Genomic DNA, 11287 nt, shown 5'->3' on the forward strand with positions numbered 1-11287 from the left:
AGCCGAGAGCACCTTTCAAAAATCGGCCAAACCATTTTCCAAACGGATCACTGAACTTGCCCGACTTGCCTTTTGTCAGTTCATAGAAAAGAACGGCATCTTTGCTGTCCTTCCGCCTGAGTGCCACATAATCGAGAAAGCCCATTTTCAAAAGCTCCGCATGAATCGGAATCGTTCGCTCACTGGCTGCGGTTTTGAGGCGCTTTTCTGTGGGCTTCCCATCATCCACATCATCCCGAATCATCAGACATTGCACGCCGTCCACTTCACGCACGTCTTCCGTGTAAAGCTGGCATGCCTCATTTGAGCGAAGGCCATGAAACAGGGCAAGGAGAGGCACCCAAAACCTCCCGCGCCTTTTCTTGCATGGTCCGGGTTTGGCATAGCCGTTTTCATCATCAACGCAGCCCGTGTAAAGCGGGGCCTTGAACATTTTGTTTAACTCTTCCGCAGTGAAAACAGCTTTCTTGGGTTTCTTTGTCTTGAAGCCAGCTTTCAATCTGTGGTCACTTGCCGGGTTTTTCTCCATCCCGCAAACGTCCACCGCAAAATTGAAGATCGTGGAGATGGTGGTGAGGTAGTTGAGCGCGGTTCTTGGATTGAGCCTCCGCACATTCGGCTTGGAATCTGCCGCCTTCACAGCCTGCGCCAGCGTTTTCCCCTTGTATCGCTGAGCGGCGTTCACTGGAATTTCTCGCAGGAAGTCCCGCACCTTCTCCACGTCTTCTCTAGCGATGCTTTCGAGAGGTCTTTTTTCGCCAATCGTTTCCTTGAGAATTCGAATCGGGATTTGGTAGGCACGCTTCGTTGCCTCGGAACGTTTCTGTTTCGAGAGATCATCCTCAAACCGTTTCAACATCTCGCCCAACGGCATTGATTCAGCCTTGGCGGGTGTTTGCGCCTCCTGCTTTACCATCCTCCAAACACGGCTGTCTTTCTCTGTGGGGACATCCCCCGCCAGCCGTTCCATATTGCGATGAACGTTTTCCAGCCTGCCCTTCCGAATGAGCGCAGCCAGCTTTGCAAAGAGCGGGTCTTTAGGCTCAATGACGAGATCATGCTCTTTGAGGATACGCCTCAATTCCGTCGTTCCATCTCCATCGTCTGGCCCCTCTTCCCCACGATATGAACCGCTGTAAATCGCCTCCTCCAACCTCAAATCGGCTAAAACATCCTCCTTTTCAGGTGTCGTAAGCTTCCTCAACTCGCGGTCATACCAGTCTTCGGACTTCTTTTCCACATCCACAAACCAGCGCCTCACAAGCTGCATGGCCTGTGCTTCGCTCATGGATGAAAGCCGCTTCCCTCCTTGTGCATCACGGTGCACAACATCCCGCGCATCGTCAAAAAGAGCATCAAATCGGGCGCATTCGAGTTTCACAAGCCGCACCGCCTCCCGGTAATCGGAGGTCTTGAGGGCTTTCTTGAGTTCCTTCCGCTTCATCACGGTTTGAAGGTCTTTCGGCACCTTCGCACGTATGTAATAGCGGTTGCCTCTGCGGTGGAGTCTGGTGTGTCCCGGCACTTTTTGCAATTCTTCTGGTGTCTCATGGTGGTGTCCCATTCTCAGAATGCAGGCGGAGCGGTTTTTACAATCCTTTGACTCTCAAGGGCTGGCGAGCGAAATGGCGGTGAGGGAGGGATTCGAACCCTCGGTAGCTGTTAAGGCTACGCATCTTTAGCAAAGATGTGCTTTCGACCACTCAGCCACCTCACCATTCATTGAATTTGTCCCGCAGGTGGTCAGCCAGCGGAGTGCTTATTTAGCGTGCAGCCCGGCAGATCGTCAAACGAAATGTCATGCCGTAATGCATCTCAGTCGATTAAATCAGGGCGGTTCGCCCGCGTGCGCTCCAGCGCCTGCTGCTCCCGCCATGCGGCGATCTTCGCGTGATTCCCGCTCAGCAGCATGTCCGGCACCTTCAGGCCACGGTATTCCGCCGGCTTGGTGTACTGCGGTGCCTCCAGCAGGCCGCTGGCGCCAAAGCTCTCCTCCACCGCGCTCATTTCATCCCCCAGCACCCCGGGCAGCAGGCGCACGATGGCATCCATCACCACCACGGCTGCGATGGCCCCGTTCGTCAGCACGTAGTCCCCCAGGCTGATCTCCTCATCCACCCAATGCTCAATGATGCGGTGGTCGATGCCTTCGTAATGGCCCGAGATGAAGATCAAATGCGGCTCAGCGGACAGCCGCCGCGCCATGGCCTGATCAAACCGCTTCCCAGCAGGCGACATGTAAATGATGCGCGCTTCCGGTGTGTCGATGCGGTCCAGCGATTCAAACACCGGCTCCGGGCGGATCACCATCCCCTGCCCCCCGCCATACGGAGTGTCATCCACATGGCGGTGCTTTCCCATCCCCTGCTCACGCAAATCATGCACCCGCAGGTCCAAAATGCCCTTCTCCTGCGCACGGCCCATCATGCTCAGGCCCATAGGCACCGAGACCAGTTCGGGAAACAACGTCACCACATCAATTCGCATTCTGGGGCTATGCCGCAGCCTTGCAGGCACGGCAAGCCCGGCATTCTCACCTTCACCGGGAATGCGCCTTGACGCTTTGGGCCGCACTTCTACTATCGGGTTCCCCCATTTTTTCTCCATGAACATCCACGAGTATCAAGCCAAGCAACTGTTCGACAAATTCGGCGTCGCCAGTCCCAAAGGAATCGTCGCCAGCACAGCGGCAGAAGCAGGAGCCGCGGCTCGCGAAATCGGTGAAGCAGGACTCGTGGTGAAAGCCCAGGTACATGCCGGTGGCCGTGGCAAAGGCACATTTAAAAACGGTTTCAAAGGCGGTGTGCATCTCGTGAACACCCCGGAAGAAGCGGAGGACATCGCAGGCAAGATGCTCGGCCAGACCCTCGTCACCCACCAGACCGGCCCGGAAGGCAAGCTCGTGAGCAAGGTGCTCATCGCCAAATCCGTAAACATCACGAAGGAATACTACTTCGCCATCCTGTTTGATCGCGTCTCCAGCAGCCACGCCATCATCGCATCCACCGAAGGCGGCATGAACATCGAAGAAGTCGCCGAGAAGACTCCCGAGAAGATCTCCAAAGAATTCGTCAATCCCGCCCTCGGCCTGCAGCCCTTCCAGTGCCGCAAGGTCGCTGCGTCCCTCGGTCTGACCGGTCCTCTCGCCAACCAGGCCGTGAAGCTTTTCACCGCCCTCTGGAATCTTTACCTCAAGAGCGACTGCTCCCTCGTGGAAATCAATCCTCTCGCCATCACCGACGATGGCAAAGTCGTGGCTCTCGATGCCAAGTTCAACTTCGACGACAACGCCCTCTACCGCCAGAAGGACGTCGTCGCCATGCGTGACACCACGGAAGAAGACCCGCGTGAAGTCGCCGCCAGCGAATTCGGCCTCAACTACATCGGTCTCGACGGCAACATCGCCTGCCTCGTCAACGGCGCCGGCCTTGCCATGTCCACCATGGACATCATCAAATTCCACGGCGGCGAGCCAGCCAACTTCCTCGACGTCGGCGGCGGCGCCACCAAGGAACAGGTCACCGCAGCCTTCAAAATCATTCTTGGCGACCCCAATGTGAAGGGCATCCTGGTGAACATCTTTGGCGGCATCATGGACTGCAACATCATCGCCACCGGCATCATCGCCGCGGCGCAGGAAGTCTCCCTGAACATCCCGCTCGTTGTCCGCCTCGAAGGCAACAACGTCGAAGCCGGCAAGGCCACCCTCGCCGCCAGCGGCCTGAAGATCACCAGCGCCGCCGATCTGACCGACGCAGCGCAGAAGATCGTCGCTGAGGTGAAAGGCTGATTAAGCACCCACCGATAGGCTTTTAGGGACCATCTAAATCCCCTAAACAAGTTTGAAAACCCGATTTACGGCCTCGTAAATCGGGTTTTCATTTGTGCACCATGGCTAGCATCACAACCGAAGAACTCCTCGCGCACACTCAATGGCTTGAAAGCGGCGGCAAAAGCGGCCGCAAGATCGACGAAACCGGCATGAACCTCGCAGGTGCGACGCTCAATGACCTCAATCTGGCCAAGTGCCAGTTTGTCGGCACCACCCTCACCAAGGCCAATCTGGCAGGCACCAATCTCTCCGGCGGCGACTTCAGTGGCGCGAATCTGGACAGCGCCAATCTCAGCGGCGCAGATCTCAGCGGAGCCGACCTCGGCGGCGTCTCCCTCCGTCATGCCAACCTCAGCAACGCCAACGTCCGTGGCGCGGATCTTTCTGGTGCCAACCTGGAAGGTGCCGATCTGACCAATGCCGACTTCACTGATGCGGACCTGATCGCCGCAAACCTCAACGGCACTGTGCAAACCGGCATGATTTACACCGGCGCCATTCTGGCCGACACACAGGGCCTGAAAAAACTGAGCTGATTCGCGCAGCTGCATAGCTGACAAGCAACATAGCCTTCCATGCGGCGTAGTGGTTTCATGCCATCACGCCGCACTTTTTTGTCCACGGGTCTCGCCGCACTCACCTCCCGCGCCCTCGCGCAAACGCCATCCACCGCTGAGCCTGTCATCGACATCCATCAGCACATGAATTACCACAAGCGCGCGGATGAGCATCTCCTCGCGCATCAGGTGGCGATGGGGATCACCACCTCGATCATCCTTCCCGCCGGAACCTACTTGGACCGCCCTTCCACCCACAACGGCAAATCCAACGGCCTCGCCGCCCAATGCGCCACCACCGAGGCCGCGCGAGACTTCGCCAAAGCTCATGCCGATGCCTACCTCTGGGCCGCCAATGAGGTCACCGACCTCGACACCGCACCCGCCGAGATCGAAAAATGGCTCAAGCAGGGTGCCTGCATGATCGGCGAGCAGAAATTCATGGTTCAGTGTGACTCCCCCGAGAGCCAGAAACTCTACGCCCTCGCCGCCGCCTACAACGTGCCAATTCTCCTGCACTTCCAGCACCAGACCTACAATCTCGGCTACGACCGCTTCCACACCATGCTGGAGAAGTTTCCCAAGACCAACTTCATCGGCCATGCTCAGGCCTTCTGGGGCAACATCGACAAGCAGCACGATCAAAAAGTAAACTACCCCAAAGGCAAGATCACACCCGGCGGCATCACGGACCGATACCTCGCCGATTATCCCAACATGTTTGCCGACATGTCCGCAGGCAGCGGCCTGCTAGCCCTCACCCGCGATGAAGAGCACACCACCAAATTCTTCGACCGCCATCAGGACAAGATCCTCTACGGCAGCGACTGCGCCGACCACCTCGGCCGCGGCCCCGGCTGCCAGGGCGCCCAGACCCTTGCCGCCATCCGCAAGCTCGCCCCCAGCAAAGCAGTCGAGCGCAAAATCCTCTTCGAAAACTCCCGCAAGCTATTCCGGTTGGCTTAAGTCCTCCCATCTTTTATCTAGTCTTTCCGCGCCATGCCGAATGACATCCCGGGTGCTTTTTCCCAACCCAAAACAGCTCACTAAGGCGCGAGTTGGAGATCCAAAATGAGATCAGGTCGAGCCCACTCGGCCCAGTTAATATATTTCTTTAAAACTGATAAAGTTCGCATTCGAACATTATTAAAGATCGGGTGTCAGTAACGCGAAGAAGGCGGCTAAAAGCTTGCCATCGACAATCATTAACCCCGCCCTGTTTTCGCCATGTCTCTTGATCTCTGCCAGGCGGCATTCAGCATCGTCAACCAAATGCACGCCATGGTTGCCTACTGGACCGCCGACGAACGCTGTACTTTTTCAAACCGTGCCTATCAGCGCTGGTTTGACAAATCCCAGGAAGAATTGGCGGGAATCTCCCTGCAGGAGCTTCTGGGCCCGTCACTCTATGAACTGAACCGCACGCACATCCAAGGGGCATTGCGGGGAGAAAAGCAGATCTTTGAACGGCACCTCACAGACTCCTCCGGTGCCACGCAGCGTTTTCTCGCCACCTATACCCCGGATGTGGTGGAAGACGTGGTGCGTGGCTTTTCAACTCATGCCACGGAACTGCCCTCACAGACCCGGTTACACGAATGGCTGCCCATCTGCGCCAATTGTAAAGACATCCAGATCGCCACCGGCGAGTGGCATCCCATCGAAGAATATCTCTGGCAGTATTCAGCCATCACTTTCACGCACGGCCTGTGCCCCAAGTGCATGCCGCGATACTTCCCCAGCGTGGATGCTGAGGTGAAACCGTCCTAGCCTGGGACTGGCCGCTTGCATCTTTCAGGCTGCTGGCCCCGTTATGCACCAGCCATGCCTGACACCGATCCCAGCAAGACCAATGTCAAAGTCGAAGCCTGGACCTTCGACGTGGGAGATGCAGGAAAAAACGTGGACGCCTTTGCAGAGGAAGTCATGCACCGCGTCGAGACCGCCTGGTCTGGTGGCGTGAACATCGTCCTTCTCCCAGAATACCTCTGGGCCGCCTTGGAGCCCCTGCTGCCTCCGGACGCAGACATGGAAGACATCGCCAAAGTCGTCTGGGTGGACCTCATGCCCAAGCTCAGGCAGCGCCTCTGCATCAAGGGCAAGCGCGCCGTCGTCGGCACCGCCCCCTATCTCGATCCGGCGACCAAACACCTCTACAATCGCGCCCTCATCTTCAGTGACAGCCGCGTCCTGCATCAGGACAAACTTTTCCTCACCCCATGGGAGCATGAGTTCAGAGCAGGCCGCGAACTGTTCGTCTTCGAAATGTCCGGCCTCCGCGTCGCCGTCATCATCTGCCTCGACATTGAGGTGCCGGAGCTCAGCTCCCGGCTGCGCGGACTCAACATCGACCTCCTCCTCGTCCCCAGCGCCACGGAGCCCCTCTACGGCAGCGAGCGCGTCACCCGCTGCGCTTCCGCCCGCGCCATCGAGCTCGGCTGCGCCGTCGTCGTTTGCCCGCTCGTTGGCAAATGCGACTCCAGCATGGTCAATGTGAACCTCGGCAGGATCGCCATGTACCTGCCAGCAATGAAGGCGTTCGAAGCCTACGACCGTTCTGAAGACACCCGCCTCGTCCACCAAGGCTGGCACGCGCTGCGCGTCGAAGTGCCCGAGGCCGTCATTCACGAGGCCCATCGCAGGCGCAAAGAAACCAATCCCTCGCAGCTCAACGTCAACCTCACCCCCGAGGAAGTGCAGATCGACGAAAGCGCCCGTACACCACCCGCCAGGAAAATCGCCAGACGGGAACGCATTCCCGCCTGGCATGAAGTTCATTTCTTCCCGCGCACCTCGTTCACAAACTCTTCCATCAAATCCATCGCCTTCGCGATGAGTTCGGGAGCCGTCGCGTAGCAGCAGCGCACAAAGCCTTCACCTGCACTGCTGAAAGCACTGCCAGGGACAACGGCCACACTCTTCTTCTCCAGCAGCTGAATGGCGAATTCCTTGCTGGTCAGCCCCGTGCTGCGGATCTCAGGAAAGACGTAAAACGCCCCCCCGGGATTAAAGCAATGCAGCCCCATCCCGTTGAGTCGGCTCACGATGAGATTGCGGCGCTGCTCATAGCTTTGACGCATGTCCTCATACGCAGTCTCACCCATCTTGAGCGCTTCGATGCCGGCCATCTGGCTCATGATCGGAGCGCATAGCATGCAGTATTGGTGGATCTTCATCATCGCCTCACGCAGCGGTGCCGGAGCACATGCATAGCCGAGACGCCAGCCAGTCATGGCAAAGGCCTTGCTGAAGCCGTGCAGCAAAATGGTACGCTCACGCATGCCAGGAAACTCCACGATGCTCTTGTGCTTGCGGCCGTCATAAAGCAGCTCGCTGTAGATCTCATCGGTGAAGACCAGCAGGTCATGCTTCACCGCCAGCGCGGCGATCTTCGCCAGCTCCTCATGCGGCATGATGCCGCCGGTCGGATTCGTGGGGAAGTTCAGCGCAATGACTTTCGTCCTCGGTGTGATCGCTTTCTCCACATCCTCCGCCATCAGCGCAAACTCATTTTCTTCACGAGTCTGCACCACCACGGGCACGCCGTAGGCCATCTTGATGCTCGGTGAGTAGCTCACATAGCACGGCTCATGATAGATCACTTCGTCACCCGGATTCAACACCGCACGGAAGGCGATGTCGAGCGCCTCGGACACGCCCACCGTCACCAGAATCTCCGTCTTAGGATCATACGTGGTGCGGAAATGCTTCGTCACGTACTCGCTGATGCCAATGCGTAGCGATTCGAGACCGAGGTTCGAGGTGTAGCTCGTCTGGCCTTTTTCCAGCGAGCGGATCACCGCCTCGCGAATCGGCCACGGGGTCGGTTTGTCGGGTTCACCGACGCCGAGCGAAATGACATCGGTGCGACCGATGACGAGTTCGAAGAAATCGCGGATGCCGGAGCGCGGCAGATCGCGAATGATGTTTGAAATTTTGTTGTCGTATTCCATGGCCTCAGGTTCCTCTCAGATCATGGACTCACTGGCAGACGCTCTTCATCGCCGCCACCGTTCGCGAGGAACCCGTTCTCCTTGTACGCTTTCAATTCAAAGCGCGTGGCCGTGGACAGCACGCCTCCCAGGGTGCTGAGTTTTTCGGACACAAAAGTCGCCACATCCAGGAGGTCCTTGCCCTCCACGATCACGGCCAGATCATAACCACCGCTCATGAGAAAGCAGTCGCGCACCTGGTCAAATTTCGAAATCCGGCGTGCCAGACGGTCAAAGCCGCCATCACGCTCCGGCGAGATGCGCACCTCGATCAGGGCCGTCACGCGGCGGTCCCCCGCCTTCAGGCGGTCCACCACGGCGCTATACCCCAGGATCGTGCCATCCGCCTCCGCCGCGGCAATGCGGGCGGTGACTTCGGATTCGGCGAGCCCCAGGGCGAGAGCGATCTCTTTGGGGCTGCGGTTGGAGTTATTGCGGAGCAGTTCGATGAGCGGGTCCATATTAAGGGTCGCGAGTGTAACGCCAGTCCCCGATTTGAACAGCGGAAAGCAGAATCAACATTGAACATTCAACCCGGCCATGGAACATCCGGGCATGCGCGCCACTGCCATCCAGATCATCGAAAAACTCACCCAGGCCGGTCACAAAGCCCTGCTGGCGGGCGGCTGCGTGCGGGACATGCTGCTGGGTCGCGAGGCCAAAGACTTCGACGTGGCCACCAGCGCCACGCCCGAGCAGGTGGTGAAGCTCTTCCCCGGTGCCCAAACCGTGGGTGCCCACTTCGGCGTCGTCATCGTGCGGTTGAACCACCAGCACGTCGAGGTCGCCACCTTCCGCAGCGACGGCAGCTACAGCGATGGCCGCCGCCCCGACAGCGTCACCTACTCCACCCCGGAGCTCGATGCCCAGCGCCGCGATTTCACCATCAACGGCCTCTTCTTCGACCCGCTCACAAACCAGGTCATCGACTACGTGGACGGCCAGGTGGATCTGCGCATGGGCCTGCTGCGTGCCATCGGCGTCGCCAAAGACCGCTTTGAAGAAGACCACCTCCGCATGCTGCGCGCCGTCCGCTTCGCCACCGTGCTTGGCTTCGATATCGAACACGCCACTTGGGAATCCATCTGCGGCCTCGCCCCCAAGATCAAAAGCGTCAGCATCGAGCGCATCCGCGAGGAGTTCGTCAAAACGATGCTCAGCCCCAACCGCGTGCGCGGCTTCGATCTCCTCGTCAACAGCGGCCTCATGGAGCAGTTCCTTCCCGAGATCCTCGTTCTCCAAGGCTGCGAGCAGCCGCCGCAATTCCACCCCGAGGGCGATGTCTTCATCCACACCCGCCTCATGCTCAGCCTGCTGCCCGCCGAAGTCTCACTACCGCTGGTCATGAGCGTGCTCCTCCATGACATCGCCAAACCGGCCACACAGACGCGTGATGCCGACACGGGCCGCATCCGCTTCAACGGTCACGACAAACTCGGTGCCGAAAAAACCGGCGAGATCATGCGCCGCATGAAATTTTCCAACGACGTGATCGAGCCCACCGTCGTCGCCGTGGAAAACCACATGGTCTTCAAGGACGTGAAAAAGATGCGCACCGCCAAGCTGCGCCGCTTCATGGCCCGCCCCTCCTTCGATGACGAACTCGCCCTGCACCGCGTTGATTGCCTCGGTTCCAACGGCTGGCTGGACAACTACGAGTTCCTCCTCGCCAAGCGCGAAGAACTCGCCAGCGAACCCATGCTCCCGCCGCGCATCATCACCGGCGCCGATCTCATCGCCCAAGGCTGGCACGCCGGCAAAGCCCTCGGCAAACTCCTCACCACCCTTCAAACCCTCCAGCTCGAAGGCACCCTCAAGACCAAAGAAGAAGCCCTCGCCTGGGTGGCCGAACACGCGCCCGTGCCCGATGTGTTTGATGCCGTCGAGGAGTAGCCACTGAAGTACGACAGACACTCCTGTCTGTCGGCCAGCGCCTTCACCAGCACCAACAATCCACGAGTCACCTCTCGCCCCGCTGCTGCAGGGTCTGCCAACCCGCAAACCCGGGAGATTGCGGTGGCGCTGATCGACAGACAAGAGTGTCTGTCGCACCTCCCACCGCGAACCTCATTGTCCCAAACTACACCACCAGCCCCGGCAAACTCGTCCCCGAGCTCGACCCAAACTCATCCGCCTCAATCCCCATGCGCTGCAGCATCTGCACGAAAAGATTGCACATCGGCTGATTGTTCTTCGCATCAAACGCCAGGTGCTGCCCATGCTTGAATCCGCCACCCGCAAACACCAGCGGCAGGTTGTGCCAGTCATGGCTGTTGGCATTCCCCAGATTGCTGCCAAACAAAACCATCGTGTTGTCCAGCAGACTGCCGTTGCTCTCTTTCTTCGCCTTGAGCGAAGTAAACAAACCATTCAACGCTTCAAACTCCGCGCGCTCAATCCGCTGCAACTGTTCGATCTTCATCGGGTCCTGGCCGTGATGAGATAGATTGTGATGCGCCATGGTCACCCCATTGATCAGAGGCACATCTCCCCGCCCCTGCACCAGCACCGTAATCGCCCGCGTACTGTCCGTTTGCAGCGCCAGCGGGATCAGATCAAACAGCAGTTTCATCCGTGCGATGAGATCCGCTTCATTTTCGACATCCGTCGGCGGCTTCGCATCCACCTTCGGCTTCGGCTTCTGCACCCACGCTTCAGACTTGAGCATGCGCTCCTCCATCTCACGCACAGAGGTGTAGTACTCATCCAGCTTCTCTTTGTCCGCCGCACCTACTCGGCGCTCAAAGCGCTTCGCTTCCGCCTGCACCGTGTCCATGATGCTGCGCCCTTCCTTGAGCTTGCGCATCTGGTTGCTGATCTCTCCCGGAGTTCCATCGAGGAAGAGCTTGGCAAAGACCTGCGAGGGCTTCGACTGCGCCTGCACCATCACACCGCTGCGCGTGTAG

Annotated in this window: 11 protein-coding genes and 1 tRNA gene; 6 read left to right on the forward strand and 6 right to left on the reverse strand. The window is 58.5% G+C overall.

Going from position 1 to position 11287, the window contains the following annotated elements; genetic code table 11:
* The 3 genes from ACIREA_RS16470 to trmD all read right to left on the reverse strand — a co-directional run.
* On the reverse strand, window positions 1-1468 hold a 1468-nt coding region (locus ACIREA_RS16470), incomplete at its 3' end, for a DUF6538 domain-containing protein (protein WP_397383389.1).
* Window positions 1469-1626: 158 nt separating this feature from the next.
* Window positions 1627-1717: transfer RNA gene (locus tag ACIREA_RS16475), tRNA-Ser, on the reverse strand.
* A gap of 98 nt (window positions 1718-1815) precedes the next feature.
* Window positions 1816-2487: a tRNA (guanosine(37)-N1)-methyltransferase TrmD gene (trmD, locus tag ACIREA_RS16480; protein ID WP_397383390.1), complete on the reverse strand. Its 672-nt coding sequence runs from the start codon at window positions 2485-2487 to the stop codon at window positions 1816-1818.
* 118 nt (window positions 2488-2605) lie between these two features.
* Between trmD and sucC the strand changes: the two genes are divergently transcribed.
* The 5 genes from sucC to ACIREA_RS16505 all read left to right on the forward strand — a co-directional run bounded on the left by sucC (window position 2606) and on the right by ACIREA_RS16505 (window position 7245).
* Entirely contained in the window at window positions 2606-3790 is a 1185-nt protein-coding gene (sucC, locus tag ACIREA_RS16485; protein ID WP_397383391.1) for an ADP-forming succinate--CoA ligase subunit beta, read from the forward strand.
* 101 nt (window positions 3791-3891) lie between these two features.
* A complete protein-coding gene (locus ACIREA_RS16490; RefSeq protein WP_397383392.1) occupies window positions 3892-4368 on the forward strand; it encodes a pentapeptide repeat-containing protein in 477 nt (158 codons plus the stop codon).
* Window positions 4369-4425: 57 nt separating this feature from the next.
* Entirely contained in the window at window positions 4426-5355 is a 930-nt protein-coding gene (locus ACIREA_RS16495) for an amidohydrolase family protein (protein WP_397383393.1), read from the forward strand.
* 261 nt (window positions 5356-5616) lie between these two features.
* Window positions 5617-6159: a PAS domain-containing protein gene (locus ACIREA_RS16500; protein WP_397383394.1), complete on the forward strand. Its 543-nt coding sequence runs from the start codon at window positions 5617-5619 to the stop codon at window positions 6157-6159.
* A gap of 54 nt (window positions 6160-6213) precedes the next feature.
* Entirely contained in the window at window positions 6214-7245 is a 1032-nt protein-coding gene (locus tag ACIREA_RS16505; RefSeq protein WP_397383395.1) for a nitrilase-related carbon-nitrogen hydrolase, read from the forward strand.
* On the opposite strand, the gene ACIREA_RS16510 is transcribed toward ACIREA_RS16505, so the two are convergent.
* Together ACIREA_RS16510 and ACIREA_RS16515 are read right to left on the reverse strand one after the other, a co-directional pair.
* Complete coding sequence (locus ACIREA_RS16510; protein WP_397383396.1) at window positions 7164-8342, reverse strand: pyridoxal phosphate-dependent aminotransferase; 1179 nt, start codon at window positions 8340-8342, stop codon at window positions 7164-7166. The genes ACIREA_RS16505 and ACIREA_RS16510 overlap by 82 nt on opposite strands.
* Window positions 8343-8362: 20 nt before the next feature.
* Complete coding sequence (locus tag ACIREA_RS16515; RefSeq protein ID WP_397383397.1) at window positions 8363-8842, reverse strand: Lrp/AsnC family transcriptional regulator; 480 nt, start codon at window positions 8840-8842, stop codon at window positions 8363-8365.
* A 94-nt stretch (window positions 8843-8936) separates the two neighbouring features.
* Here ACIREA_RS16515 and ACIREA_RS16520 point away from each other — a divergent pair, with 94 nt between their 5' ends.
* The gene (locus tag ACIREA_RS16520) at window positions 8937-10274 is read left to right on the forward strand and encodes a CCA tRNA nucleotidyltransferase (RefSeq protein WP_397383398.1); all 1338 of its coding nucleotides are present in this window, start codon (window positions 8937-8939) and stop codon (window positions 10272-10274) included.
* 187 nt (window positions 10275-10461) lie between these two features.
* Here ACIREA_RS16520 and ACIREA_RS16525 read toward each other — a convergent pair.
* Window positions 10462-11287, reverse strand: an 826-nt coding sequence (locus ACIREA_RS16525; RefSeq protein WP_397383399.1) for a DUF1552 domain-containing protein, incomplete at its 5' end; no start/stop codon positions are given.

Source organism: Prosthecobacter sp., from assembly GCF_044373815.1.
Classification (GTDB): domain Bacteria; phylum Verrucomicrobiota; class Verrucomicrobiia; order Verrucomicrobiales; family Verrucomicrobiaceae; genus Prosthecobacter.

Coding starts and splice junctions, on each gene's coding strand:
- trmD (WP_397383390.1), bottom strand. CDS start 2,487: ATGCGAATTGATGTGGTGACGTTGTTTCCCGAACTGGTCTCGGTGCCT.
- sucC (WP_397383391.1), top strand. CDS start 2,606: ATGAACATCCACGAGTATCAAGCCAAGCAACTGTTCGACAAATTCGGC.
- ACIREA_RS16490 (WP_397383392.1), top strand. CDS start 3,892: ATGGCTAGCATCACAACCGAAGAACTCCTCGCGCACACTCAATGGCTT.
- ACIREA_RS16495 (WP_397383393.1), top strand. CDS start 4,426: ATGCCATCACGCCGCACTTTTTTGTCCACGGGTCTCGCCGCACTCACC.
- ACIREA_RS16500 (WP_397383394.1), top strand. CDS start 5,617: ATGTCTCTTGATCTCTGCCAGGCGGCATTCAGCATCGTCAACCAAATG.
- ACIREA_RS16505 (WP_397383395.1), top strand. CDS start 6,214: ATGCCTGACACCGATCCCAGCAAGACCAATGTCAAAGTCGAAGCCTGG.
- ACIREA_RS16510 (WP_397383396.1), bottom strand. CDS start 8,342: ATGGAATACGACAACAAAATTTCAAACATCATTCGCGATCTGCCGCGC.
- ACIREA_RS16515 (WP_397383397.1), bottom strand. CDS start 8,842: ATGGACCCGCTCATCGAACTGCTCCGCAATAACTCCAACCGCAGCCCC.
- ACIREA_RS16520 (WP_397383398.1), top strand. CDS start 8,937: ATGCGCGCCACTGCCATCCAGATCATCGAAAAACTCACCCAGGCCGGT.